Origin of the sequence: Paracoccus onchidii, assembly GCF_028294535.1 — a bacterium.
GTDB lineage: Bacteria > Pseudomonadota > Alphaproteobacteria > Rhodobacterales > Rhodobacteraceae > Paracoccus > Paracoccus onchidii.
Genome location: NZ_JAQBIE010000009.1, coordinates 137,152 through 163,032 on the forward strand (window position 1 = coordinate 137,152; position 25,881 = coordinate 163,032).

Below are 25,881 nucleotides of genomic sequence, written 5' to 3' on the forward strand. Positions count from 1 at the left end.
TTTCATATCTGCTGCTTCGCTGCCGCAGCAACCTTGCAAGCACAGCCCCCGCGACATATCTGAAACGTCATGAGCGCGTCTTTAAACCTGATCAAGCTATGCGTCGGAGCGGATGGCCCCGAAGACCTTGAACGCTGGCAGGCGATCCGATTTGGCGATGGTCCGGCCATGCATGTCACCCGCATGTGGCCCAAGCGCGAAGCCGAACTGCTGGACGGCGGCTCGATCTATTGGGTATTCAAGGGCGTATTGCTGGCGCGGCAAAAGCTGTTACGACTGGATGAGCAGTTCGGCGAAGACGGTGTGCGCCGCTGCGCCCTTGTGCTTGACCGGGAACTGCACAGGGTTACGGCAGCTCCGCGCCGCCCCTTTCAGGGCTGGCGATACCTTTCGGCCGAGGACGCGCCCGCCGACCTTCCCAAGGGACGCGAGGCCGAAGACCCGCTTCCCGCAGATATCGCCGCCGCGCTTGCCGAGATGGGGCTGGTCTAACCAGCCGCCAGCATGATGTCGTGCAGTTCACCTGCCGAGAGCGCCGCCGGATTGGCCTTCATCGAAGAAGACGCTGCTGCCGAAACCGCCGCTGTTTCCATGGCCGCCCGACTGACGCCCAGCTCTGACAGGCGCGCAAGGCCAGCCTCCCTTGACCATGTTTCAAGCCTGCTGGCCGCTCGTTCCATGTCCTGATCATGATCGCCAAACGCAGCGTTGATCCACAGCGCAACCTGATCAAGCCGCGCAAGCAGTCTTGATTCGGTGACAGCACGGCGATTGGCGCGCAACACATGCGGCAGCAACGCCCCGCAAATCGCTCCATGAGGTGCCTTGCTCAGCCCGCCAAGCGGCCCGGCAAGCCCATGAACGGCGCCCAGGCCCGAATTCGCAAGCGCAAACCCACCGCAGAGGCTGACCCATGCCATCTCGTCGCGTGCCTCGGGATCTTCTGCCTGCATCAGACGGCGGATCGCCGTCAGGCCGCGCCCGATCGCGTCGCGACACAATGCATCTGTCAGGTGATTTGCACGGGTGCAGACGAAAGGTTCGATCACCTGCGTAATCGCGTCCAGCCCCGATGCCAGAGTGATTCCGCGTGGGCAATTGTCGGTCAGTGCCGGATCGATGATCGCAAGTCGAGGCAACATGCGCGGATCGCGCAGGCTGACCTTGCGGCGATGTTCCGGCACGCCGATCACCGCGTTGCGCGTGACCTCTGCCCCTGTCCCGGCAGTTGTGGGCATGGCCACAAAGGGCAAGGGCGCATGTTCCAGCGGCAATCCCCGTCCGACGACCTCGAGATGATCCAGTATGGGGCGCGTCCCTGGCACAAGCCCGGCGATTGCCTTTCCGGCGTCAATGACCGCGCCCCCACCAATCGCCAGAACCGCATCGACCCGGTGTTCGCGGGCAAGAGCGACCCCCCGCTCGATCATCGACAACTCAGGCTCTTGCGCTATGGCATATGGGATGATCTGACAGCCCGCCACGGTCAGGGCTTGCGCCAGATCGCGGCTGCGAACCTCGCTTTGCCCGCGAACCAACAACAATCGTTTTCCCAGCGCCGAAATGCGCGCCGCAGCGGTGTCGGCCTGCCCTCGTCCGAACAGGATTTCGGTTGCGGTGGCGAAGGCAAAAGCAGTGGTCATTGGCGCTTTCCTGTTCGATTGGCCCCGAAGGGTCATATCGCAACTGAGGCCGCTGTGGTCAAACGGTCGCGGACCACAGACCCGCGACCGAACGCTACATTTATGCCACCGCCGCGCGATCTTCGGCGGCCAGCCGGGCATCAAGATCCAGGATCTGGCGCACCGCGCCAGCAGCCTCGGCACCTTTTTTCACAAAGTGGTCGCGATAGAAGGACGTCAGGACATCGACCTCTTGATAATTATGGGGCGTCAGCGATACCGAAAAACACGGCACTTCGGTTTCCAGACCCACATTCATCAACCCCGTCACAACCGCATCTGCCACGAAGTCATGGCGATAGATCCCGCCATCAACCACAAGCGCGGCTGCGACGATGGCATCATATTTTCCGGTCTTCGCCAGTTTCTTGGCCACCAGCGGCATTTCGAACGCGCCGGGCACATCGATGCTGTCGATCACCGCATTGGGCAACAGCGTCGCCGCCTCGGCGGCAAAGCCCTCATAGGCGCGGTCAACGACATCCGCGTGCCAGCGGGCCTTGATAAAAGCGATACGGGGGGTAGCAGTACTTGTCTTCATTTCGGAACCTTCCGTTACTTGCGTCAGGTCCCAGAGCACGAGCCACGACCGGCCCGGGCAGGCACGATCACGGTTCTCTTCCATCCGGACTATACCGTCGGCCCCGGAATTTCACCGGATCTGCTGACCCTTCCGCTGGAAGGCGCTCGCGGGCTGTCACCGCCGGTGGGGAATCACACCCCGCCCTGAGAACATTTTTTCGATAGCACGGGAGCATGGGCTGGAAAAGATATCGAAACGAACAGTTCCGTGACGTTCGCGACACGATCAGCGGATCAGTTGCGGACGATATTTCAATCGCTTGCGCGCACCGGGCAAATGCCGGTTCAATCGCCGGTTCACCATCGCGAATAATGAAATCAGCAACAATGTAAACAGGATGAAATAACCCGCGACGATAGGATAGGCCACGAAGGGATTGAAGGTCTTGTCGGCAAAATAACTGGCGTAATACAGGCTGTCCCCGCGTTGCTGGAACGCGGGAAAACCCGAAAAATAGACCAGCGCCGTTGCATGAAACAGGAAGATTGCCTCATTGGTATAGGCGGGCCAGGCAAGCCGCATCATTGTAGGCCAGACCACCCGGCGAAACTTGTTCCAGCCGGTCAACCCATAGGCATCAGCGGCCTCGATATCGCCCTTGGGCACCGACATCAGCGCACCATAGAAGATCTGCGCGGAATAGGCTGTCGTGTTCAGGACCAGTACGATCAGCGCACCGGCCCATGCCTTGGTCAACCAGCTGGTCGCAATGGTGATGCCGAAGATCTCGATACCGGCGCGGGGCAAAAGCACCAGCGCCTCGTATGCCAGAAAGAACTGGATAAACAGCGGACTGCCGCGAAACAGAAAAATGAACCCCTCGGCCGGCTTGCGCAGCCACGGGTTCCGGCTGGCCTTTGCGACGGCCAGCGCATTCGCCAGGAAAAAGCCGATGCTCAGGGCGAGGATCGCGAAATACAGGTTCCAGATCAGGCCCGAACCGATCAGCGTGAATTGCTGGCAAAGCGTAAAATCGCTGCGCGGCAGCAATCTTTCGCCAAAGCCAATGGAACGCAGCGCGTAATCGGAAATTGTCTGCGCACAGCTCATGCGGCCCCCTTGCGCAATGCTTCACCCGCCATCGTCGCCTGCCCCGACGACAACCGCCGTGTCACACGCGCAATCAGGCGTTCGGACACCCAGGTCATCAGCAGGTAGAACACCAGAATCCCCAGGAAATAATACAGCCGCCAATCCGGATGGGGATAGGAAAACGCGCTGGTCTTGGCGCCGCCCAGCTCCCGTGCCCAATAGACAATATCCTCGACCCCCAAAAGGAACAGCAGCGGCGTCGCCTTCAGCAGGATCATCCAGAGATTGGACAATCCCGGGATCGCATAGCTCCACATTTGCGGGACCAACACCCGCCGGGTCACTTGCCGCGGCGACATGCCATAGGCCTCGGCGGTTTCAAGCTGGGCGCGCGGCACCGCCTGCATGGCGCCATACAGAACATTCGCCGCGAACGCGCCAAACACCACGGAAAACGCGATCACCGCCAGAAACAGGCCATAGAGTTCATGCACCCACGGGGCCGCCGTCGACAATGGCAGCTTGGCCGCCGCGCATACGATGAAATCATTGCCCTGCCTGACCGGCGCATCGCCATCGCACAGGGCCTGGTGACGTAGCCACTCAAAGCCCTGGTCCAGCGCGATTGGCACGAACAGGAAAAAGATCACGTCAGGGACGCCCCGCACCATCGAGGTATAGATCTTGCCCAGCCAGCGCAGCGCGAACAGGCGCGAACGCGAGGCCATGGCCCCGAGAAAGCCGAACAGCAACGCCATCGGCGCCGTCACCGCAAGCAACAGCAGCACGGTGCCGAAACTGGCGTAGAACAGCATGTGCTTGCCCGATGTGAGATAGCACATCAGCCAGGCAAAACCTTCAAGCTGGGCGGGATCGGCGCATTGAGCGAACATGGTCAGACACCTGCTTGCCGCTGCCCGGAAAACGCCGGGCAGCGGCCTGTTTTCAGATCAATTGAAGACCAGCGCGTCCTCGCCGAACCATTTCTTGATCAGCTCGTTCAGGCTGCCATCCGCTTTCATTTCGGTAATGACGGCATCGAACTTGTCTTTCAATTCGGCATCGGATTGACGCAACCCCATACCGATACCTTCGCCAAGCGGCACGGTGTCATATCCGTCGACCCAGACCAGTTCGCCGCCCGATTCCTCGACGATCGGCACCAGATAATCCTTGTCCGCAAAAACCGCATCGGCTTCGCCGTTTCGCACGGCGGCAACGGTTTCGTCCGGGGTCGCATATTCCAGCAACGTCGCCCCTGATTCGGCGACATGCCCCGCCTGAATGGTGTTGGTTTGCGCGGCAACCACGCCACCCTCAATGTCGGCATCCCCCGAAAGCGCGGCATAGGCCGACGGCATCGCGGGTGTATAGGGTTGGGTGAATTGGATGACTTTCTTGCGTTCCTCGTTGATGTTCATCCCCGCCATGATCGTGTCGTAATTCGACGAGACCAGGTTCGGAATGATCGAATCCCAATCATTCTTGACCCAGGTGCAATCCAGCTCTGCCCGCTTGCAAAGCTCGTCACCCAGATCACGTTCAAATCCGTCTACCTCACCGGAATCATTCACGAAATTATACGGAGGATAGGCACCCTCCGTTCCCATGCGAACCGTTTGGGCAGTCCCCATGCTGGCGGTCATGGCCAGCGTCGCGGCGGCAAGAAACAGTTTGTTCATTATTATATTTACTCCCGTTGGTGGAAATCAGGCAGCCATTGTGGCGCTGAGGAATTGGCGCAACCTGTCGGTTTGTGGTGCGCCAAATAGCTGGTCCGGCGGCCCTTCTTCGCAAATCACGCCCTGATGCAGGAAAACGACGTGATCGCTGACATCGGCAGCCAGACGCATGTCATGAGTGACAAGAATCATCGTGCGGTGTTCGCTTGCAAGATCCTTGATGACCTTGACCACTTCTTGTTGCAGTTCCGGATCCAGCGCGCTGGTCGGTTCATCAAAAAGCAGCGCCTTGGGGTTCATGCACAATGCCCGCGCGATGGCGGCACGCTGTTGCTGCCCGCCGGACAATTGCGCCGGCCATGCGTCGCATTTATCGCCGATCCCGACCTTGGCAAGCAACTGGCGGCCGCGCTCTTCAACCTCGGCACGGTCCTGACCCAGAACCGTCACCGGTGCCTCCGTGACATTCTGAAGGATGGTCATATGTGACCACAGGTTGAATTGCTGGAACACCATAGACAGGTTGGTGCGGAACCGCGTCACCTGAGCCCGGTCGGCGGGGTGGCGCCCTAGCCCCTGCCCGCGCCAGCGCACGGGTTCTGCGTCAAACAGAATATCCCCCTGCTGGCTGTCTTCCAGCAGGTTGCAGCAACGCAAAAGCGTCGACTTTCCCGAACCGGAAGAACCGATAAGACTGATGACATGGCCGCGGGGCGCGCGAAGCGATACGCCCTTCAACACTTCCAGAGGGCCATAGGCCTTATGCAGCCCCCGAATCTCGATGACCGGGGCTGCTTCGGACTGCGCGTTGTTCTTGTGACTATCCATCAGGGCATTGGGCGATAATTATGTGCCGATTGCAACGGTTTCACGCATTGCATCGCCGAATGCACGCCGATGACCCTGCGTCAGGCGATTTCCACCGAGTATTTTTCAATCACGGTGTTGGCCAGCAGACCTTCGCACATGCGCTCGACCTCGGCGCGGGCGGCGTCGGGGTCGGTCGCAGTCAGGTCCAGCTCGATCAGCTTGCCCTGACGGACGCCCGAAACATTCTTGTGTCCCAACCCACCCAGCGCGTGGCGGATCGCCTCGCCCTGGGGATCAAGAACACCGTCTTTCAGCATGATGGTGACGCGGGCTTTCATCGGCGCATCCTTCAATTGATCGCAGTCGGTTTGAGGCTGGTCGTGTTGGCAGGCATCAAGCCCAGCCGGCGCGCAACCTCGGTATAGGCATCGGTCAGATTGCCCAGATCGCGGCGGAACACGTCCTTGTCCAGTTTCTGACCGGTTTTCAGATCCCACAGGCGGCAGCTGTCGGGGCTGATTTCATCGGCGACGATCAGACGCATGAAATCATTGTCCCAGACGCGGCCGATCTCGATCTTGAAATCGATCAGCTTGATTCCCACACCGAAGAAGACCCCGGAAAGGAAATCATTGACCCGCAGGGCAAGCGACACGATGTCGTCCAGATCCTGCTGGGTCGCCCAGCCAAAAGCGATGATGTATTCTTCGCTGACCATCGGATCGCCCAGCTCGTCATTCTTGAAGCTGTATTCGACGATCGGACGCGGCAGTGCGGTGCCTTCTTCCAGGCCGAGGCGCTTGGACAGCGATCCAGCCGCGAAATTGCGCACGATGACCTCCAGCGGAACGATCTCGACCTGACGGATCAGTTGTTCACGCATGTTGATGCGTCGGATGAAGTGGTTGGGAACGCCGATATTGGTCAGCCCGTTCATGAAGAACTCGGACAGGCGGTTGTTCAGCACGCCCTTGCCTTCGATCACCGCCTTTTTCTGGGCGTTGAATGCGGTGGCGTCATCCTTGAAATACTGAACCAGCGTTCCCGGCTCGGTGCCTTCGTAAAGAACCTTTGCCTTGCCTTCATAGATTTTCTTACGCCGCGGAGCCATGGGCAGACCGTCCTCTTGCATCTGATGTCCTGCGCCTTAGCCCGAAACGGGGTCGATGGGCAATACAGGCTTGCGGCAACAGCCCGCAATGGTCATATCTTGTATAACTGCAACAGGAGGCCATGCATGACCACCTTTGACGATCGCGAACGCGCTTATGAAGCAAAATTCGCACATGATGCCGATCTGCGTTTCAAGGCCGAGGCCCGCCGCAACAGATTGTTGGGCGATTGGGCTGCTGAGTTGTTGGGCAAAACCGGTGACGAAGCCAGCGCATATGCCATGAGCGTCGTGACATCCGATTTCGAGGAGCCGGGCGAAGAGGACGTCTTTCGCAAGCTGGCCGAAGATCTTGAAGGGCGCGCCGACGCGGAAACCATCCGCGCGAAAATGGCGGAAATGACGGTCACGGCCCGCAAACAAGTGATCGACGAAGAGGAATAGGCCCCAAACGGCAACGCCTGTCGACAGGGGGCCTGGCCCCCTGTTCTACTTTCAGGATCAAGACATTGACGGACGCGCCGTGACCTCTGCCCTGGGGTAAAGCCGCGCCATTGTCAGCCCGCGCGCGATATTCAACAGCATCAGCGCAGCCCATAGCCCGTGATTGCCCCAAAGCGGCGGCAGCGTGACCACCAATACCGCATACAGGCCAACAGACTGAATCATTGCGATCCGCATTTCCCGCGTCAGGGTCGCCCCGATAAAGATGCCATCCAGCATCCAGCCTGCAATACCGACCAACGGCGCGAACGCCAGCCAAACCAGATATTCACGGGCTTCGATGCGCACCTCTGGCGCCGTGGTCAGGATATCGATGATCGCGCCACCCCCGAACCAGAACGCCAGCCCCAGCAGGACGGAACACCCAATTCCCCATTCCGATGTCAGAATCGACGCACGGCGCACCCGGTCCGGCCGCCGCGCGCCAACAGCCTGGCCGACCAGCGATTCGGCCGCGAAGGCGAATCCGTCCAGCATGAAAGCGGTGATCGACAGGAACTGGATCAGCACCTGATTTGCGGCCAACGTCACATCGCCCTGAGCAGCGCCCAGAAACAGGAACGATGTGATGCTGCCCTGCAGCAGCACCGACCGGATCATGATATCCGAGTTCACCCGCCACAGTCGTTCCAGCTTGTCCCGGGCAAACAGCGTGGCAGCATTTCGCGCTGCATGGATAGCTGCAACCAGCGCGTGACGCGCAAGATACAGCCCGAATATCAACCCCGAAGTCTCGGCGATCAGACTTGCCCAGGCGACACCTTCGACGCCCCAGCCAAGGCTGAGCACGAACCAGACATCCAGCAGGACGTTCAGGCCATTCTGCAAGACCTGCAATGTCAGGACAGCGCGGGTACGCTCGATCGCGATCAGCCAACCGGTAATGGCATACAGACCAATCGTCGCGGGTGCCCCCCAGATCCGGATCGCCAGATAATCCCGCGCCATGGCTTCAACCTCGGCCGAGGCCGGCGCAAGGCGAAACGCCCCCCAGAACAGCGGAACCTGCAGCAGGATCAGCACCAGACCCGCGGCACCCGCAACGGTCAGCGCGCGCAGCAGATGCGCCCCGACCTGCGCGCCATCGCCGGCCCCGTGACTTTGCGCCACTAGCCCCGATGTTCCCATGCGCAGGAAACCAAAGATCCAATAGATCGAGGTCAGAATGACCGCACCGATTCCGACCGCGCCAATGGGCTCGGGGCGCCCCAACTGGCCAACAACGCCCGTATCGACCAGCCCCAGCAGGGGCACGGTCAGATTGGACAGCACGATCGGCAGCGCAATGTTCAACACGCGCCGATGCGACAGCCTCGCCTCGGATATGCTCATTTGCGGTTAACCTCGCGGCATCAGGAAATGCGCCGTCGCCTGTGCAATCAGCTTCGAGCGATTGTCCTGCCATGCCTCGACATGCACCGAGGCATAACGCCGCCCCGACCGCACCACCCTCCCCCGCGCATACACATCCCGCGGCAAACCACTGAGCAGGTAGTCGATGGTGAAATCAATCGTCTTCGGCAGGCGCGGCAGGCTGTCAGGCACATCAGCATCGGGTGAGATCCGTCCGGATTCCAGATCCTCCCACATCGTCGACCAGGACAGCTCGACGATTGCCGTCATTTCCAGAAAGGCCGCAGTTACGCCCCCGTGAATGGCGGGCAGCACCGGGTTGCCGATCAGCTTTTGGTCAAAGGGCAGGACGGCGGTCAATTCGTCTCCGCGACGATCGAACTGCACCCCCAGCCAAGTCATGTATGGCACGCCCGACACCAGCGCGCGCAAGGCCGAATCGCGGCGGTTCTTGACCCGGTCCAATGGCTCGTTGCGGTCCATGACGCCCCCTATCGTTCCACGGTAAAGGTGCCGGTCGCAGAGGCAACAGGGCCTTCACCATCCTCGTCCATCGCCACGGCCCGCAGAAATGCCACGCTTCGGGTGATATGATAACATTCCGCCCTTGCGGTGATACCCTGCCCCGGATTGGCCGCACGCATGTAATCAATGCGCAGATCAATTGTCGCTGTCGACCGGGGGCGTTCGGGATGCGCCATGACCGCCGCTCCGCAACAAGTATCCATCAATGCGGACACGACGCCCCCATGAATCACGTTCCGCCGTGGGTCGCCCACCAGATGCGGGGCCCAGGGCATGCTGATCGTGGCCTTTCCGGCCCCGATGTCCTCGACCTGCATCCCAAGCGCGCGGGCATGCGGAATCGCACCGATAAACTGCTGTGCGATCCGGGCCTGTTCGTCCCGCCCTGCGTCATCGGCCCCGACCATCATCCGCTTCTCCGATCTGTTGATTGCCAACGATTAGCGCCTGCCCGCCGGTTTTCTCAACCCCCAAAGGCGCATTACGCGTTGCGGTTGAGAACTTGCCGCGAAGGCGCTAGCGTGCGCTTGTGGCAAAAGTCGGAGGACCATCAGTTGCCAGACGAGCAAACGATCAGCTTCAAGGATATGTGCGCACGGTTCGATGTCACGCCCCGCACGTTGCGCTACTACGAATATATCGAATTGCTCAGCCCCAAGCGCGACGGACGCAGCAGGTTCTATGGCCCCCGTGAAGTTGCGCGCATGACGCTGATATTGCGGGGCCGCCGCTTCGGCTTTTCGCTCGAGGAAATCCGGCAGTGGCTTTCACTGTACGAGGAAAAGGGCAGCAAGCAGCAATATGAAAGCTGGCTTGCACTGGCCGACAGGCAGCTGAAAGTTCTGGATGACCAGATCGCCGAATTGCGGGCCGCGCGCGAAGATCTGGAAGCACTGCGTACGGTCAGCGAAAAAGAGATGAAGGCCATGAAATGAAACGCCGGGATGACGCGCGAATTTGTGACGTGGCGTCTTCCTTACGTTCGCGTCAACTTGTGCCTATATTTTCTTCGAGGTTGGCCATCGGCTGAGGGGAGAAGCGCTTTCGATGCAAGATGAACTGATGACGATTCGCGAAATGTGCGACGCGTTTGACGTGACCCCGCGCACATTGCGTTTCTATGAATCCCGAGAGCTCATTTTCCCCGAACGCAGGGGACAGCGGCGTCTGTACGATCGCCGTGACAGGGCACGTCTGACCCTGATCCTGCGCGGCAAACGATTTGGCTTCAGCCTCGAACAGATCCGCCAGCTTCTGGAATTCTATGAACCCGGCGGCGACAACCTGCACCAGATCGTCGCGACATTGAACATCGGACGCGATCGACTGGGCGATATGGAACGCCAATATGCAGAGCTCGGCGAGGCAATTCAGGATCTGAAAGCTCAGATCGTCGAAGCCGAAGCCCGCATTGCCGCAATGACACGCGACACGCACGAGGACTAGCCCCATGCCGATCTACAATGCGCCACTGCGCGACTTTCAGTTTCTCATGCATGATGTTCTGGACATGCAGAAAATCGACCTGCCCGGCTATTCGGAAATGGATCGCGACTTCACCGGCGCCGTCCTGGAGGCCGCAGGCAAACTGGCATCGGACATGCTTGCGCCGCTGAACAGGGTTGGCGATGAACAGGGATGCAGGCTGGAAAACGGCGTCGTGCATACGCCTGACGGCTTCAAAGACGCGTTCGAGGCCATGAAAGAAGGCGGCTGGACGGCACTGGATGCCGATCCGGAATATGGCGGCCAGGGCATTCCCTATCTGCTGGGAATCGCCACATCAGAGATCTTCACCGCCGCAAACATGGCCTTTGCCATGTATCAGGGCCTGACGCATGGTGCCTATTCAGCGATCCACACCCACGGTACCGACGAGCAAAAAAATACATATCTGCCCAAAATGGTCAGCTGCGACTGGACCGGCACAATGAACCTGACCGAACCGCATTGCGGCACGGATCTGGGCCTTTTGCGCACCAAAGCCGAACCACAAGACGACGGCAGCTACCTCATCACGGGTCAAAAGATCTTCATCTCATCCGGCGATCATGACATGGCCGAAAACGTGATCCACCTTGTCCTCGCCAAGGCTCCGGGCGGCGGTGAGGGGACCAAGGGCATCTCGCTCTTCATCGTGCCCAAATTCTTGGTCAAAGAAGACGGGTCGCTGGGGGATCGCAACGGCGTTTCCGTCGGAAGCCTGGAAGAAAAGATGGGCATTCACGGCAATGCAACCTGCGTGATGAATTATGACGGTGCCCGAGGCTGGCTGCTGGGTGACCTGCACAAAGGCATGCGGGCCATGTTCACAATGATGAACGAAGCCCGTCTCGGCGTGGCCATGCAGGGTTATGCATGCGCAGACGCCGCCTATCAGAATGCGGTCGTCTATGCCAAGGACCGCCTGCAGGGCCGGGCGGTTACGGGAACCGAAAACCCATCCGGCGCGGCGGATCCGCTGATCGTGCATCCCGACATTCGGCGCAACCTCATGGACCAGAAATCCTTTATCGAAGGCGGCCGTGCGCTTGTTCTGTGGGGCGCACATCTGATCGACCGCAGCCATGCCGGCGACGCGGATGCAGAAGGGTTGATTTCCTTGCTGACGCCGGTCGCCAAGGGCTTTCTTTCAGACAAGGGCTTTGAATCGGCGGTTCAGGCTCAGCAGGTATTTGGCGGGCATGGCTATGTTGAAGAACACGGCATGAGCCAGTTCGTTCGTGACGCACGTATTGCCATGATATACGAGGGCGCGAACGGCGTGCAGGCCCTTGATCTGGTGGCCCGCAAGCTGCCTCAGGATGGCGGACGCCACATGATGGCATTCATCGATCGCATCAAGGCCTTCTGCCAGAAATACGGCGATAACGCCGCCCTCGCCGACGACTTTGTCGCACCGCTGAAAGCCGCATCCAAGGACCTGCAAACCGCAGCCATGTTCTTCATGGAACGGGGCATGAAGAACCCCAATGACGCGCTCGCAGGTTCAAGCGACTTCCTGCATCTGTTTGGCCATGTCACGCTGGGATATATCTGGGCCCGAACATGTCTCGCAGCGCAGCATGCCCTGGAAAACGGTGGCGATGACCAAGAATTTTATCGCACAAAGATCGCGACGGGAAAATACTACATGCGCCGCCAACTTCCCATGACGACGACACATCTGGCCCGTATCCTTTCAGGCGCCGAGCCTGTCATGGCATTACAGCCCGATGCATTCTGAAGTCACGATAGCAGAATACCGCGCAATGGGTATTTCTACGAAGAAGAAGCAGAATGCGCCCCGACTTCGCCCACGCGTCAACATGGGTTCAACCTTTTCGGTCCGATAGCCGGGGCGACTTCTCCTTCGGCGGTCATCGGCTCCCCAGCCTGTACCGCCCAACAATCGTGACACGGCAAGATTGAGGAAAGGTTAACCGAGCTTCTTCTTCGCCCAAATACCCCTAGGGGTCCGGAAGCGAGCAGCCCCCGATACGAATGGAGGAAACATGACAGCAAAACTATGGTGTTTTGGAGAGTCAGGCAACGCTTACAAGGCCGCATTGACCCTAGCGATGACGCGCCATGACTGGCAGCCCGTCTATGTCGATTTCTTTAACGGTGAAACCCGCGCTTCCGAATTCCAATCGCTGAACGAGATGGGAGAGATACCAGTCTTTGTCGAGGACAACCTGACCTTGACCCAATCTGCGGTGATCCAGATGCATCTCGCCGATCTGCACGGCAAGTTCTGGGGCACCGACCGCAACGAAACGTTGCGCTGGTTGATGTTCGACAATCACAAGGTCTCGGCACAAGCCGGACCAGCCCGGTTTCTGCTGAACTTCCTGCCGCAGAACAAGCGCCCCGCAGGCGCCGCCGAATTCCTTCAGGGCCGCATGTTGGCGGCGCTGAAGGTGCTGGACGCGCATCTGGCGGATCGCGACTGGGTGGCCCCGGGTGGACCGACCATCGCCGATTTCGCGCTGTGCGGTTACCTCTATTACCCCGAACCCTTCGGCTTCGAGCGCGCCGAATGGAAGAACATCGACCGCTGGCTGGACGGCATTGCCGATCTGCCCGGCTGGAAACACCCCTATGATCTGATGCCCGGCAATCCATCCGACCGGGCGACCGAGGAGGACATATGACCGACGCATTCATCTATGACGCCGCCCGCACGCCGCGCGGCAAGGGCCGCCCCGATGGCAGCCTGCACGAGGTCACGTCGCTGGCGCTGTCCGCGCGCCTGCTGAACGCGGTCAAGGAACGCAACAATCTGGAAGGTCACGCGGTCGAGGACGTGATCTGGGGCAATGTCACCCAGGTCAAGGAACAGGGCGGCTGCCTTGCGCGCAGCGCGGTTTTGGCATCCGATCTGGACGAGCGTATCCCGGGCCTTTCGATCAACCGCTTCTGCGCATCGGGGATGGAGGCCGTGAACCTGGCCGCCAACCAGATCAAGGGCGGCGCAGGCAGCGCCTATATCGCCGGCGGGGTCGAGATGATGGGCCGCGTCGCCATGGGCAGCGACGGGGCGGCCATCGCGGTCGATCCCAGCCTTGCGATGAAGTCCTATTTCGTGCCGCAGGGCATCAGCGCCGACATCATCGCGACCGAATACGGCTTTGACCGCGACCAAGCCGACGCCCTGGCGCTGGAAAGCCAGCGCCGCGCCGCACAGGCATGGCAGGAAGGCCGCTTCGACAAGTCCATCGTTCCGGTCATCGACCAGAACGGTCTGACGATCCTTGATCGCGACGAATACATGCGCCCCGGCACCACGATCGACGACCTGGCCAAGCTGAAGCCCGCCTTCAAGGAGATGGGCGAGATGATGCCCGGCTTCGACAAGGTGGCGATGCTGAAATACCCGCATCTGTCCGCCATCGACCACATCCACCATGCGGGCAACAGCAGCGGCATCGTGGACGGCGCCGCCGCCGTGCTGATCGGGAACGAGGAATTCGGCAAGGCCCACGGCCTGAAGCCCCGCGCCCGCATCCGCGCGACCGCCAAGATCGGCACCGATCCCACGATCATGCTGACCGGCCCCGTCCCCGTGACCGAGAAGATCCTGAAGGACAGCGGCATGTCCATCGGCGATATCGACCTGTTCGAGGTGAACGAGGCCTTTGCCTCGGTCGTCCTGCGCTTCATGCAGGCCTTCCAGGTCGATCCGGCCAGGGTGAACGTCAATGGCGGCGCGATTGCCATGGGTCACCCCCTTGGCGCCACGGGCGCGATCATCATCGGCACCCTGCTGGACGAGCTGGAGCGTCAGGACAAGAACGTGGGTCTGGCGACCCTGTGCATCGCGTCCGGCATGGGCGCGGCCACCATCATCGAACGCGTGTGAGGGATCAGACCATGACCGATTTCACGATGGAGAAGGGTGCCGACGGCGCCGCGATCATCACCTGGGACGTTCAGGGCAAATCCATGAACGTGCTGTCGATGGAGGGTGCCAATACCCTTGGCGACCTGATCGACGACGCGTTGGCCGACGATGCGGTCAAGGGCATCGTCATCACCAGCGGCAAGAAGGATTTCGCCGCCGGGATGGATCTGAACGTCATCGCCGGGATGCGAGAGGCCGGCGGCGCGCAGGGCGTCTTCGACGGCGTGATGGGCCTGCACCACCTGCTGCGCAAGATTGAACTGGCGGGCATGGACCGCAAGACCAAGAAGGGCGGCAAGCCCATCGCCGCCGCCCTGCCCGGGACCGCGCTTGGCATCGGCCTCGAACTGCCGCTGGCCACGCATCGCATCTTTGCCGCCGACAATGCCAAGGCCAAGATCGGCCTGCCGGAAATCATGGTCGGCATCTTCCCCGGCGCGGGCGGCACCACCCGCCTTGCCCGCAAGCTGGGCGCGATGGCCGCGGCTCCCTTCCTGCTGGAAGGCAAGCTGTCGGACCCGAAAAAGGCCAAGGCCGCCGGCCTGATCGACGAGGTGTCCGAGGATCCGCTGGCCGACGCGCGCACATGGGTGCTGGCCGCGTCCGACTCCGATATCGTGAAGCCCTGGGACGCCAAGGGCTACAAGATGCCGGGGGGCGAGCCCTTCCATCCTGCGGGCTTCATGACCTTCGTCGGTGCATCCGCGATGGTGCATGGCAAGACGATGGGCGTCTATCCGGCGGCCAAGGCGCTGCTGTCGGCGGTCTATGAAGGCGCGATGGTGCCCTTCGACCAGGCGCTCAAGATCGAGGCCCGCTGGTTCACCAACGTGCTGATGAACCCATCGAGCAGCGCGATGATCCGCAGCCTGTTCATCAACAAGGAAGCCCTGGAAAAAGGCGCGAACCGCCCCGAGGCGCCCGATCAGACCGTCCGCAAGGTCGGCATCCTGGGCGCGGGCATGATGGGCGCGGGCATCGCCTATGTCAGCGCGATAGCCGGCATCGAGGTCGTGCTGATCGACGCGGCGCAGGCCAGCGCCGACAAGGGCAAGGCCTATTCCGAAGGGCTGCTGGACAAGGCCATCAGCCGCAAGAAATCGACCGAGGAGAAGAAGGCCGAAGTTCTGGGCCGCATCACCGCCACGACCGATTACGACGCGCTGAAGGGCTGCGACCTGATCGTCGAGGCCGTTTTTGAGGACCCGTCCGTCAAGGCCGAGGTCACGAAGAAGGCCGAGGCCGTGATCCCCGAGGACGCGATCTTCGCGACCAACACCTCGACCCTGCCGATCAGCGACCTGGCCCGCGCCAGCAGCCGTCCGGAACAGTTCATCGGCATCCACTTCTTCAGCCCGGTGGACAAGATGCTGCTGGTCGAGATCATCAAGGGCCGCGAAACCGGCCCCCGCGCCGTCGCCAAGGCGCTGGATTTCGTCCGCCAGATCCGCAAGACGCCCATCGTGGTCAATGATGAACGGTTCTTCTATGCCAACCGTTGCATCATCCCCTATATCAACGAAGGCATCCGCATGGTCGGCGAGGGTGTGAACCCGACCCTGATCGAAAATGCCGCCAAGATGATGGGGATGCCCCTTGGGCCGCTGCAGCTGGTCGATGAGACCAGCATCGATCTGGGCGTCAAGATCGCCAAGGCCACCCGCGCGGCAATGGGCGACGCCTATCCCGACGGTGCCGTCGACGAGGTGATCTTTGCCATGGCCGATGCGGGCCGCATGGGCCGCAAGGCGAATGCGGGCTTCTACGACTATGACGAGAAGGGCAAGCGCCAGGGCCTGTGGGGGGAACTGGACGCCCGCTATCCGCAATCCGGCGATCAGCCGGAACTGACCGAGGTGCAGCACCGCCTGATGTTCGCCCAGACGCTTGAGGCCGTGCGCGCGCTGGAATCGGGCGTGCTGGAGGATATCCGCGAAGGCGATGTCGGCGCGATTCTGGGCTGGGGCTTCGCGCCCTGGTCGGGCGGTCCCTTCGGCTGGCTGGACATGCTGGGCGCCGCTCGCGCGGTGGAAATCTGCGACGGTCTGACCGAACGCTACGGCGCCCGCTTCAACGCCCCGGCGCTGCTGCGCGAGATGGCCGAGAAGGGCGAACACTTCTATGGCCGCTTTGGCAGCAAGGCGCAGGCGGCCTAGACGAGCTGCCGTCTGACATGTCGTTGCAGGTCTGCATGGGGGGCGAATAATTCGCCCCCCATGCCCGTTGAACGTCGCGCGAATCGGCATATGCTGCGGTGCAGATAGATGCCGAAGTCGCAATCGACAAAAGGATAGCCTGAATGACCGAAGACACCCGCCGCCGCGCCGAGGCCGCACAAAAGGACATTGAGGACGTGACTTCGGTGGTTCTGCCCGAACCCGGACAGGACCCCGTCCCCCTAGAGGCCGCCGACGCGGCCACCAGCGACGAGATCCGTCGCCGCATGGATGAACTGGATATGTCCGATACCGGTTCTATCGTCCGGTTCGGAACGCGGGCGCAGGCGGAATTGCAGGAAATCAGCCAAGGCATGCTGGCGGATGTCAAAAACAAGGATATCGGCCCCGCTGGTGAAAGCCTGCGCGAGATCGTGACGACAATCCGTGGCTTTTCCACCTCAGAACTGGATATACGGCGCAAGCGCAGCTGGTGGGAAAGGCTGATCGGAAAATCCGCCCCCTTCGCGAAATTTGTCGCCAATTATGAAGAGGTTCAGACCCAGCTTGATCGCGTGACCTCGGATCTCGAGGGGCACGAGCAACGCTTGCTCAAGGACATCAAGGCGCTGGACCTTCTTTATGACCGCACCCTTGGCTTTTATGACGAACTGGCGCTGTATATTTCCGCAGGCGAAGCCAAGCTGAAGCAACTGGACAGCCAGGACATTCCTGCCCTTGTGGCCCGGGTCGACGCCCAACCGCAATCCGAACAGGTGATGGAGGCGCAGGAACTGCGCGACCTGCGTTCGGCGCGCGACGATCTGGAACGTCGCGTCCATGACCTGAAGCTGACCCGGCAGGTCACGATGCAATCCCTGCCCTCGATCCGACTGGTGCAGGAAAACGACAAGTCTCTGGTCACCAAGATCAATTCAACGCTGGTCAACACCGTGCCACTTTGGGAAACCCAGCTTGCGCAAGCGGTCACGATCCAGCGCAGCGCCGAGGCAGCCACAGCTGTGCGCGAGGCAAGCGATCTCACCAATGACCTGTTGACTCGCAACGCCGAAAATCTGCGTCAGGCCAACGCCCAGATCCGCACCGAGACCGAACGCGGCGTGTTTGACATCGAATCGATCCGCACCGCCAATGCCGAACTGATCGCCACGATCGAGGACAGCCTGCGTATTGCCGATGAAGGTCGCGCGCGCCGCGCCGCAGCAGAAGAGGACCTGACCCGTATGGAGGGCGAGCTGCGCAACGCATTGGGCGCGGCCTCGGCCGGTGCTACCGCGACGAGCAAGGCCGCGCAATCATGAGCTTGCGGGCCGCAGTTCGTCCAGCGGGCCTGTGCCTGTTGCTGCTGTCGGCCTGCGCCTCGCAGCCGGCCATTGCGCCGGTGCCCCCTTTGCCTCGCCCCAGCCTGCCAGATGCGGAAACCGATGCCCCCAGTCAGGCCGAGATCCGCAAGGCACGCGCAGAACGCAACCGCGCCGCGAATGACGCCGCGCGGGCCGCCGAAAGCGGCCCCGACGAAGAGTTGCGCAGCTATTATCAGGGGCTGGAGGCGCGTTTGCTGTCCCATGGGCGTCTGCGCCGGGACCGCGTGCCCCTGGATGCGCCCATTGATGCCGACAGCCTGACCCGGGATTTCATCGCAATCGCCTTGCATGACGAATACAGCCGCAGCGGTGAGCGCCTGATCGCGGATTCGCCGTCGGCGCCACTGCGCCGCTGGCAAAGTCCGGTGCGCCTGCAATTGCATTTCGGCGATTCAGCGGATCAGGCCTCGCAGCGCGCGCATCGCGGCGAGACCGCCGCATTTGCCACGCGCCTGCAACAAGCATCGGGGCATCCCGTCAGCCTGACGGAGCGTGGTGGCAATTTCCATATTCTTGTCCTCAGCGAAGCCGAGCGGCGCAACATCGCCGAGGAACTGGCTGGCATAGCACCGGATCTGCCCGCCCAGGATGTCACGACGCTTGGCCAGCTGGACCGGGACAATCTCTGTACCGTCTTTGCCTATTCGCGGGGCAGCTCTCCCGTTTATGTGCGGGCCATTGCAGTCCTGCGCACCGAATTGCCGTCCTTGTTGCGCAGTTCCTGCATCCACGAAGAGTTGGCGCAGGGCATGGGTCTGGCCAATGACAGCCCCAACGCACGCCCGTCGATCTTCAATGACGACGAGGAATTCGCGCTGCTGACCCGGCATGATGAACTGCTGTTGCAGATACTCTATGATCCCCGACTGAAACCGGGGATGCGGGCAGATGAAGCCACCCCGATCGTGCGCAGGATCGCCGCTGAGCTGGTGAACTGATTTCATCGGAACCCGCATGCGGACATCGCGGTTTGTCATGGGCACAAGGCTATGCCATGGTCCGGCAGCAACACCGGGCCGCGCATGCCGCCCCGCAATGGCACAAGAGGTCGATATGAACATTCGCTATCTGCACACCATGGTTCGCGTGAAGAATCTGGACGAGACTATCCGCTTCTTCCAATTGCTCGGGCTGGAAGAAACCCGACGTATGGAAAACGACAAGGGACGGTTCACGCTGGTTTTCATGGCCGCACCGGGACAAGAGGAATGTCCCGTCGAGTTGACCTATAACTGGGATGGCGACGAGGGCCTGCCGTCGGATAGCCGGCATTTCGGTCACCTGGCCTATCGCGTCGGGAATATCTACGAACTGTGCCAGAAACTTCAGGACGCGGGCGTAACGATCAACCGCCCGCCACGTGATGGTCACATGGCCTTTGTACGCAGCCCGGACAATATTTCGATCGAACTCTTGCAAGAAGGCGACCACCTGCCCCCGCAAGAACCCTGGGCCAGCATGGAAAACACCGGCCATTGGTAATCAGTCCGGGATCGGCATCCCATCGCCCGTGCCCACAGTGCCCGGCGATGGACCGAACAGATCAGTAAATATATCTGATCTGTTCGGTCCAGAAACGCTCGATTCGTTTGCTTTGCATATTGACCTGATCCAGGGGCGGATCATCCAGAATCCCTGACATGGCCAGCCCTTCCGCATGTCGCAGGAATAGATCCTGCACCATCTGGCGAACCTCTTGCCCGGAGTCCGTCAGACGCACGCGCACCGAACGCCGGTCAAGATCGCAGCGTTCGTGGTGGATATATCCCATCGCAACCAGTTTCTTCAGATTATAGCTGACATTCGAACCCTGATACATTCCACGAGAGCGCAATTCACCGGCCGTCACTTCGGATTCGCCCAGATTGTAGATGATCAGCGCCTGAACGGGCGTCAGTTCGTGCCGTTGCAGGCGTTCGAATTCATCCTTGACCAGATCCAGCATCAATCGATGCATACGCTCAAGCAGTTGCAGGGTCTCGAAATAGGCTTCTGTCTTGTCACTTACTTCGTCCAGGGCCGAAGCTTGGTGATGACCTTGTTGATATTGTTGCATGTGACTCAGCATGGCGGCTTGGGTTCCTGTAAGAACTTGGATACCGCCATGATTGTCACAAAAGAACGAATCTTCGGTTAATGCTATCTATGGTGTGCGATCTTTACCGGACCGGCAGATCTAGGCCTGACGCCGCTGCGCCGCGTGCGCTGCGATCTGGTCCAGAATTTCGGCAAGCTCTTGCGGTCCGCGATCTGGATCGGTTGATCCGGTGACACGGCGCGTCACCCAAAGATACAGGTCCTGATCGTTTTCCGACAGCATGCGTTCATAGCTTGCCAGTCGGCTTTCGGGCAGCCGGGCCAGACATTCATCGGCAAATCGCCCCAGAATCAGGTCCATTTCCTTCATCCCGCGGCGCCAGCTGCGCATTGTCAGGCGGCGCAGCCGGATGTCCGGTGTTTCGACGGCGTCAGTCTTCTCCAAGCATTCGCTCCAATCTATCGATACGCTGTGCGCCCTCTTCCAGCGTTCGCCGAAGATCGCGCAACTCGGCCCTTAGCATCTGGCGCAGGCCATCGCCATCCTGCGGCCCCTCGCCATCGCCCGTCATCAGCCAGACAAGCGACACCCCCAGCATCCCCGAAAGCCGGCCAAGGAACGCGGCGCGAGGTTCGGCCTGGTCGGCCTCCCATCCTTCGAGGGTCTCGACCCGCACGCCAAGACGGTCGGCAAGATCGCCCAATTCGAGGGCGGCACCTTCACGCGCCGCGGTCAGCCGGTCGCCCAAGGTCGCCTGTCCCTCGCCATAGTCTTCCTGATCCATCGCACCCTCGCTTGTCGTCTGGTCACCTTCAGCGTAAGCCAAGCGGGTGCACAGTTCAAACCAACGAGGCCATCATGAGCTTTCTTGCCGACCGCCTGCAGCGGATCAAGCCCTCGCCCACGATTGCCATGACGACCCGTGCGGGCCAGTTGCGTCAGGAAGGCCGCGACATCATCGGCCTGTCCGCCGGCGAGCCCGATTTCGACACGCCCGAGCATATTCGAGACGCCGCCAAGCAGGCCATCGATGCCGGCCACACCAGATACACCCCGGTCGATGGCACCCCATCCCTGAAACAGGCCATCAGCCGGAAGTTCGAGCGTGAAAACGGTCTCGATTACGCGCCTTCGCAGATCACCGTCGGCACCGGGGGCAAGCAGATCCTGTTCAACGCCCTGATGGCAACGCTGGACGACGGGGACGAGGTTGTCATACCCGCGCCTTACTGGGTCAGCTATCCTGATATGGTTCTGCTGGCAGGCGGGCGTCCGGTGATTGTCGAATGCGGCATAGAAGCCGGATTCCGCCTGACCCCCGAGGCCCTGGAAGCCGCGATCACCCCGCGTACGAAATGGATCATACTGAACTCGCCCTCGAACCCGTCAGGTGCAGGATACAGTCATGACCAGATGCGGGCATTGACAGATGTTCTGTTGCGCCACCCTCAGGTCTGGATTCTGGCGGATGACATATATGAACATCTGGTGTTCGATGGTTTCCGCTTTGTCACGCCCGCGCAGGTCGAAGCGCGCCTGATAGATCGTGTCCTGACCATGAACGGCGTCAGTAAGGCCTATGCGATGACCGGATGGCGCATCGGCTATGGCGCGGGGCCGGAAATGCTGATCCGCGCAATGGGCAAGCTGCAATCGCAATCAACCTCGAACCCCAGTTCCATCGGCCAATACGCTGCAGAAGCCGCGCTGAACGGCCCGCAGGATTACATCCGTGACAGCCGCGCCGCATTCCAGCGTCGGCGCGACCTGGTGGTTGCCGGGCTGAATGACTGCCCCGGCATCGAATGCCCGACGCCCCAAGGGGCATTCTATGTCTATCCGTCCATTCGCGACATGATCGGCAAGACATCAGCCAGCGGGACATTGATCGACAGCGACGAAGCCTTTGCCAACGCGCTTTTGGATGAAACCGGCGTCGCGGTGGTTTTCGGCGCCGCCTTCGGCCTCAGTCCGCATTTCCGGGTGTCATACGCAACCAGCGATGCGCAACTGACCCAGGCCGTCGCGCGAATCAAGACATTCTGTCAGGGCTGCAATTGAAAAAGGGGGCGCAACGCCCCCTGATTTCACCCGGATGACCGGGGGCGCTACAACGCAGTCCAGCCACCATCGACGCTGATCGTGGTGCCGGTAATCTGGGCGGCCGCGGGGCTGCACAGGAATGCCGCCGTATCCCCGATTTCTTCGACCGTCGCAAATTCCTTGGACGGCTGACGTTCAAGCATGACCTTCTTGATCACCTCGTCGCGGGTCATGTCATATTCCTTCATCGTGTCGGGAATCTGCGCCTCGACCAGCGGGGTCAGGACATATCCGGGGCAGATGGCGTTACAGGTGATCTTTTCCTGCGCGGTCTCAAGTGCGGTCACCTTGGTCAGCCCGACAACGCCATGCTTGGCGGTCACATAGGCCGATTTGAACGGGCTGGCCGTCAAACCATGCGCCGAGGCGACATTCACGATGCGCCCCCACCCGGCCTTGCGCATCAATGGCAAGGCCGCCGCCGTCGTGTGAAACGCCGATGACATGTTGATGGCAATGATAGCGTCCCATTTTTCGGTCGGAAAATCGGGGATCGGAGCAACAAACTGAATGCCCGCATTGTTCACCAGAATATCGCAGGCACCGGCGGTTTCGATCAACGCGCGGCATTCATCGCCCTTGGACATGTCGGCCTTGATATAGCGCGCCTTGACGCCATGTTGATCGGCCATGCTTTGGGCAAGAGCATGATCTTCGTCGCGGTCGGTAAAGCTGTTCAACACGATATCGGCGCCGGCACGGGCCAGTTGATGCGCAACACCCAGACCGATGCCGGAATTCGAACCGGTCACAACCGCCGTTTTTCCCGCCAGAAACTTTTCGAACATTGGAACCCCCAATTCACGTTCTCAATCGCGCACAGAGTAACCGAGCAAGAAACAATATCCAGCCGCAATCAGGTCAATTTTCTGCGTTGCGGCAAATCCTTTCCGGCATCGCAGGAAATACGTGCCAATAGCGAAAGCTTGATCGGATTGGATAAAAAAAAGCGCCCGCACAAGGCGGGCGCAAGTTATGAGGCAGGTTTCATACAGGCAAGAAACCTATCGAGCAGTAAGTTATTTATACGCGACTCCCCGTCCGAGTCCAACAATGAAGTTCCTGCTGCCATTGACGCCTGACAGGCGAGCCTGTTGAAATCGTGGTCAAACAAGAAAAGACGAGGCGAGCGGCGATGCGAATCTTCAAAATCCTTAACAAATACGCGACCAGATGCGCGTTTGCCGTCGCGCTGCCCCTGTTTGGCAGTGTTGCAGCAATGCCTCTGGCAAGCCTTGCAGAACCCGCGCATGGCATTGCAATGTATGGAGAACCTGCCCTTCCCGCAGGGTTTTCCAACCTGCCCTATGCCAACCCCGAAGCCCCGAAAGGCGGAACGATTCGCCTGGCCGAGCCAGGGGGATTCGATTCGCTGAAACCTTGGGTTCTCAAAGGAAATTCGGCTTGGGGTGTCGGCGTGCATGTCGTCGAATCGCTGATGATGCGGTCCATCGACGAACCGTTCACCCTGTATGGCCTGCTGGCGGAATCGGTCGAAACCGCCCCGGACCGCAGCTGGGTGGAATTCACGCTGCGCCCGGAAGCTCGGTTTTCCGACGGCTCGCCGGTCACGATCGAAGACGTCATGTGGTCCTACAAGACATTGGGCACCGTTGGGCATCCCCGTTATCTGGGCGCCTGGTCCAAGGTTTCTCGAATGGAACAGACCGGCGAACGCAGTGTCCGTTTCACCTTCAAGGAACAGGATCGCGAACTGGCGATGCTGATGGGCATGCGCCCGATCCTCAAGAAAGCCCAATGGGAAGGGCAGGACTTTGCGCAATCGGGCCTGACACCCCCCATCGGATCCGGCCCCTATCTGGTCGATCAGGTCGATCCAGGGCGAACGATCACCTTCAAGCGCGATCCTGATTACTGGGGCAAGGATCTGCCGATCAATCGCGGGCTGAACAATTTCGACGAGATCCGCTATGATTACTTTGGCGACGCGAATGCCATGTTCGAGGCGTTCAAGGCCGGCGAGGTAAATTTCTGGCGCGAACTCTCGGCACAGAAATGGGACAGTGAATATGACTTTCCCTTGCTGACCCAGGGAGAGGTCGTGAAATCCGAAATCCCCAACCAGCGCCCTTCCGGAATCATGGGACTGGTCATGAACACACGCAACCCGATCTTTCGCGATTGGCGGGTGCGTCAGGCGATGATCGAGGCATTCAATTTCCAGTTCATAAACAAAACCCTGAACGGAGGGCTGGACCCGCGCATCACCTCGTATTTCTCGAATTCGACCTTGGCGATGCATTCCGGCCCTGCCGAGGGCGACGTTCGCGAATTGCTTGAACCACATGCCAGAAAGCTGCTGCCCGGCGCAATGGAAGGTTATTCCCTGCCCGACGGAAATGATCGCCCCTTTGATCGCCAGGGTTTGCGCCGTGCGCTGAAGCTTCTGGAACAGGCCGGATGGACAGTACAAGACGGTGCCCTGAAGAACAGCGACGGGCAGGGCTTTGATTTCGAGATCCTGTTGAACCAGTCCGGATCTGCCATGCGCAGCGCATCCGAAACCCAGCAGATCGTGGATATCTATCTAGAATCCCTCAAGAATTTGGGCATCACCCCACGGGTTACAGTGCTTGATTCCGCCCAATTCGTGCAACGCACCAACAATTACGATTTCGGCATGACCTGGTATGAACGCGCCTTGTCGCTGTCTCCGGGGAACGAACAATTGCTGTATTGGGGCGGGGATGGCGTGACCCTGCCCGGCAGCCGCAACTGGATGGGCATGAAGGACCCCGTGGCCGAAGACATGATCGCCAAGATGCTGGAAGCCCGCTCTCCTCAGGATTTCAACGCCGCGGTGCGTGCCCTGGATCGGGTGCTCATGGCCGGACGCTATGTCATTCCGGTCAGTTTCTCGCCGGTTTCGCGGCTGGCCCATTCGACGTGGCTGAAATATCCTGATAACACACCGCTTTATGGTGACTGGCCCGGGTTCATGCCCGAGGTCTGGTGGCAGGAGGCAAAAAAATGAGAGCAGTCGCAACGATCATGCTGGCCTGTGCGTTTCTCGCGGGATGCAATACAGTGGCAGGGGTGGGTGAGGATATCACCGGCTCGGCACGATGGGCCCAGCAGGGGCTTCCCGGAGGTTACTAGATGAAATGGCATCACGTTCAGGAAAACTGGTCGGCCTTTTACGAGGCCATCCAGGAAAAATGGCCCGAAGCCGATGAATCGGATCTGGATGAAATCGACGGCGATCAACGGGCATTCATCGCCTATCTGGCCGAGGTGACCGGGCAGGAATCGTCCGAAATCCGCGACGAACTGCGTGATTGGCTGACCGGCGAGATACCATCGGATGTCGTCATGGATCCGACGCATGACAATCACTCTATCGCGCTAAGTTCGAAATACGTGAACGAAGGCGAGGATGAGTATGACGACGATGCGCGTTTCGGTGACGATAGCCCCGAGAACGATGACGACTAGAACACCGGACAACCCGCCTGTCCGGCGGCTTGAGTATCGCGGCATGATCTGACACATCCGCCCCGTCGCCCCCGA

The 25,881-nt window shown here is 60.3% G+C and carries 30 protein-coding genes and 1 riboswitch; of the genes, 15 read left to right on the top strand and 15 right to left on the bottom strand.

Annotated elements, in window-relative coordinates; translation table 11 throughout:
* Positions 1-69 precede the first annotated feature (69 nt).
* The gene (locus PAF17_RS08595) at positions 70-492 is read left to right on the top strand and encodes a DUF1489 family protein (RefSeq protein WP_271888689.1); all 423 of its coding nucleotides are present in this window, start codon (positions 70-72) and stop codon (positions 490-492) included.
* Here the strand turns inward: PAF17_RS08595 and PAF17_RS08600 are convergent.
* The 8 genes from PAF17_RS08600 to purC all read right to left on the bottom strand — a co-directional run bounded on the left by PAF17_RS08600 (position 489) and on the right by purC (position 6,900).
* Positions 489-1,643 (bottom strand): iron-containing alcohol dehydrogenase, encoded by a 1,155-nt coding sequence (locus tag PAF17_RS08600; RefSeq protein ID WP_271888690.1) that lies wholly within the window; start codon positions 1,641-1,643, stop codon positions 489-491. The two genes, PAF17_RS08595 and PAF17_RS08600, sit on opposite strands and share 4 nt — an antisense overlap.
* Before the next feature lie 100 nt (positions 1,644-1,743).
* Entirely contained in the window at positions 1,744-2,223 is a 480-nt protein-coding gene (locus PAF17_RS08605) for a 6,7-dimethyl-8-ribityllumazine synthase (RefSeq protein ID WP_271888691.1), read from the bottom strand.
* Positions 2,224-2,291: 68 nt separating this feature from the next.
* A riboswitch (FMN riboswitch) is annotated at positions 2,292-2,420 on the bottom strand.
* A gap of 70 nt (positions 2,421-2,490) precedes the next feature.
* On the bottom strand, positions 2,491-3,315 hold the full coding sequence (locus PAF17_RS08610) for an ABC transporter permease (RefSeq protein ID WP_271888692.1): 825 nt from the start codon (positions 3,313-3,315) through the stop codon (positions 2,491-2,493).
* Positions 3,312-4,190: an ABC transporter permease gene (locus tag PAF17_RS08615; protein ID WP_271888693.1), complete on the bottom strand. Its 879-nt coding sequence runs from the start codon at positions 4,188-4,190 to the stop codon at positions 3,312-3,314. Before PAF17_RS08615 ends, PAF17_RS08610 begins: the two co-directional genes overlap by 4 nt.
* A gap of 57 nt (positions 4,191-4,247) precedes the next feature.
* Complete coding sequence (locus PAF17_RS08620; RefSeq protein ID WP_271888694.1) at positions 4,248-4,979, bottom strand: transporter substrate-binding domain-containing protein; 732 nt, start codon at positions 4,977-4,979, stop codon at positions 4,248-4,250.
* 27 nt (positions 4,980-5,006) lie between these two features.
* Positions 5,007-5,807, bottom strand: coding sequence for an ABC transporter ATP-binding protein (locus tag PAF17_RS08625; protein ID WP_271888695.1), 801 nt, complete (start codon positions 5,805-5,807; stop codon positions 5,007-5,009).
* 80 nt (positions 5,808-5,887) lie between these two features.
* Positions 5,888-6,127, bottom strand: coding sequence for a phosphoribosylformylglycinamidine synthase subunit PurS (purS, locus tag PAF17_RS08630; RefSeq protein WP_271888696.1), 240 nt, complete (start codon positions 6,125-6,127; stop codon positions 5,888-5,890).
* An 11-nt stretch (positions 6,128-6,138) separates the two neighbouring features.
* The gene (gene purC / locus PAF17_RS08635) at positions 6,139-6,900 is read right to left on the bottom strand and encodes a phosphoribosylaminoimidazolesuccinocarboxamide synthase (RefSeq protein WP_271888744.1); all 762 of its coding nucleotides are present in this window, start codon (positions 6,898-6,900) and stop codon (positions 6,139-6,141) included.
* 126 nt (positions 6,901-7,026) lie between these two features.
* On the opposite strand from purC, the gene PAF17_RS08640 reads away from it, so the two are divergent.
* The gene (locus PAF17_RS08640) at positions 7,027-7,344 is read left to right on the top strand and encodes a DUF1476 domain-containing protein (RefSeq protein WP_271888697.1); all 318 of its coding nucleotides are present in this window, start codon (positions 7,027-7,029) and stop codon (positions 7,342-7,344) included.
* A gap of 57 nt (positions 7,345-7,401) precedes the next feature.
* On the opposite strand, the gene PAF17_RS08645 is transcribed toward PAF17_RS08640, so the two are convergent.
* Genes PAF17_RS08645 through PAF17_RS08655 form a run of 3 tightly spaced genes read right to left on the bottom strand, consistent with a single transcriptional unit; the run spans position 7,402 to position 9,689 of the window.
* Positions 7,402-8,736, bottom strand: coding sequence for an MATE family efflux transporter (locus tag PAF17_RS08645; protein WP_271888698.1), 1,335 nt, complete (start codon positions 8,734-8,736; stop codon positions 7,402-7,404).
* 6 nt (positions 8,737-8,742) lie between these two features.
* On the bottom strand, positions 8,743-9,240 hold the full coding sequence (locus tag PAF17_RS08650; RefSeq protein WP_271888699.1) for a PaaI family thioesterase: 498 nt from the start codon (positions 9,238-9,240) through the stop codon (positions 8,743-8,745).
* An 8-nt stretch (positions 9,241-9,248) separates the two neighbouring features.
* Positions 9,249-9,689, bottom strand: a complete 441-nt coding sequence (locus PAF17_RS08655; protein WP_271888745.1) for a PaaI family thioesterase — start codon at positions 9,687-9,689, stop codon at positions 9,249-9,251.
* 180 nt (positions 9,690-9,869) lie between these two features.
* On the opposite strand from PAF17_RS08655, the gene PAF17_RS08660 reads away from it, so the two are divergent.
* From PAF17_RS08660 to PAF17_RS08700, 9 genes are all read left to right on the top strand, one after another.
* Positions 9,870-10,217 carry a MerR family transcriptional regulator gene (locus PAF17_RS08660; RefSeq protein ID WP_271888746.1) on the top strand — a complete coding sequence of 116 codons (348 nt, stop codon included), beginning with the start codon at positions 9,870-9,872 and terminating at the stop codon, positions 10,215-10,217.
* A 112-nt stretch (positions 10,218-10,329) separates the two neighbouring features.
* A complete protein-coding gene (locus tag PAF17_RS08665) occupies positions 10,330-10,728 on the top strand; it encodes a MerR family transcriptional regulator (protein ID WP_271888700.1) in 399 nt (132 codons plus the stop codon).
* 4 nt (positions 10,729-10,732) lie between these two features.
* Positions 10,733-12,508, top strand: coding sequence for an acyl-CoA dehydrogenase C-terminal domain-containing protein (locus PAF17_RS08670; RefSeq protein ID WP_271888701.1), 1,776 nt, complete (start codon positions 10,733-10,735; stop codon positions 12,506-12,508).
* 268 nt (positions 12,509-12,776) lie between these two features.
* A complete protein-coding gene (locus PAF17_RS08675) occupies positions 12,777-13,418 on the top strand; it encodes a glutathione S-transferase family protein (protein WP_271888702.1) in 642 nt (213 codons plus the stop codon).
* Positions 13,415-14,626 (top strand): acetyl-CoA C-acetyltransferase, encoded by a 1,212-nt coding sequence (locus PAF17_RS08680; RefSeq protein WP_271888703.1) that lies wholly within the window; start codon positions 13,415-13,417, stop codon positions 14,624-14,626. The genes PAF17_RS08675 and PAF17_RS08680 overlap by 4 nt, the downstream gene beginning before the upstream one ends.
* Before the next feature lie 11 nt (positions 14,627-14,637).
* Entirely contained in the window at positions 14,638-16,824 is a 2,187-nt protein-coding gene (locus PAF17_RS08685) for a 3-hydroxyacyl-CoA dehydrogenase NAD-binding domain-containing protein (RefSeq protein ID WP_271888704.1), read from the top strand.
* Between the two features lie 143 nt (positions 16,825-16,967).
* Complete coding sequence (locus PAF17_RS08690; RefSeq protein WP_271888705.1) at positions 16,968-18,146, top strand: toxic anion resistance protein; 1,179 nt, start codon at positions 16,968-16,970, stop codon at positions 18,144-18,146.
* Positions 18,143-19,147 (top strand): DUF2927 domain-containing protein, encoded by a 1,005-nt coding sequence (locus PAF17_RS08695; protein ID WP_271888706.1) that lies wholly within the window; start codon positions 18,143-18,145, stop codon positions 19,145-19,147. The genes PAF17_RS08690 and PAF17_RS08695 overlap by 4 nt, the downstream gene beginning before the upstream one ends.
* Positions 19,148-19,262: 115 nt before the next feature.
* The gene (locus tag PAF17_RS08700; RefSeq protein ID WP_271888707.1) at positions 19,263-19,691 is read left to right on the top strand and encodes a VOC family protein; all 429 of its coding nucleotides are present in this window, start codon (positions 19,263-19,265) and stop codon (positions 19,689-19,691) included.
* A gap of 61 nt (positions 19,692-19,752) precedes the next feature.
* Here the strand turns inward: PAF17_RS08700 and PAF17_RS08705 are convergent, their stop codons facing one another.
* From PAF17_RS08705 to PAF17_RS08715, 3 genes are all read right to left on the bottom strand, one after another.
* Positions 19,753-20,265 carry a MarR family winged helix-turn-helix transcriptional regulator gene (locus PAF17_RS08705; protein WP_408636392.1) on the bottom strand — a complete coding sequence of 171 codons (513 nt, stop codon included), beginning with the start codon at positions 20,263-20,265 and terminating at the stop codon, positions 19,753-19,755.
* 120 nt (positions 20,266-20,385) lie between these two features.
* Positions 20,386-20,637 carry a succinate dehydrogenase assembly factor 2 gene (locus PAF17_RS08710; RefSeq protein ID WP_271888748.1) on the bottom strand — a complete coding sequence of 84 codons (252 nt, stop codon included), beginning with the start codon at positions 20,635-20,637 and terminating at the stop codon, positions 20,386-20,388.
* A gap of 40 nt (positions 20,638-20,677) precedes the next feature.
* On the bottom strand, positions 20,678-21,031 hold the full coding sequence (locus PAF17_RS08715; protein ID WP_271888708.1) for a helix-turn-helix domain-containing protein: 354 nt from the start codon (positions 21,029-21,031) through the stop codon (positions 20,678-20,680).
* A 74-nt stretch (positions 21,032-21,105) separates the two neighbouring features.
* Between PAF17_RS08715 and PAF17_RS08720 the strand changes: the two genes are divergently transcribed.
* Complete coding sequence (locus PAF17_RS08720) at positions 21,106-22,308, top strand: pyridoxal phosphate-dependent aminotransferase (protein WP_271888709.1); 1,203 nt, start codon at positions 21,106-21,108, stop codon at positions 22,306-22,308.
* A gap of 47 nt (positions 22,309-22,355) precedes the next feature.
* Here the strand turns inward: PAF17_RS08720 and PAF17_RS08725 are convergent, their stop codons facing one another.
* Positions 22,356-23,138: a 3-hydroxybutyrate dehydrogenase gene (locus PAF17_RS08725; protein WP_271888710.1), complete on the bottom strand. Its 783-nt coding sequence runs from the start codon at positions 23,136-23,138 to the stop codon at positions 22,356-22,358.
* A 347-nt stretch (positions 23,139-23,485) separates the two neighbouring features.
* On the opposite strand from PAF17_RS08725, the gene PAF17_RS08730 reads away from it, so the two are divergent.
* Genes PAF17_RS08730 through PAF17_RS08740 form a run of 3 tightly spaced genes read left to right on the top strand, consistent with a single transcriptional unit; the run spans position 23,486 to position 25,806 of the window.
* Entirely contained in the window at positions 23,486-25,345 is a 1,860-nt protein-coding gene (locus tag PAF17_RS08730; RefSeq protein WP_271888711.1) for an extracellular solute-binding protein, read from the top strand.
* Positions 25,342-25,470: a hypothetical protein gene (locus PAF17_RS08735; protein WP_271888712.1), complete on the top strand. Its 129-nt coding sequence runs from the start codon at positions 25,342-25,344 to the stop codon at positions 25,468-25,470. The genes PAF17_RS08730 and PAF17_RS08735 overlap by 4 nt, the downstream gene beginning before the upstream one ends.
* Positions 25,471-25,806, top strand: a complete 336-nt coding sequence (locus PAF17_RS08740) for a hypothetical protein (protein WP_271888713.1) — start codon at positions 25,471-25,473, stop codon at positions 25,804-25,806.
* Positions 25,807-25,881: the final 75 nt, after the last annotated feature.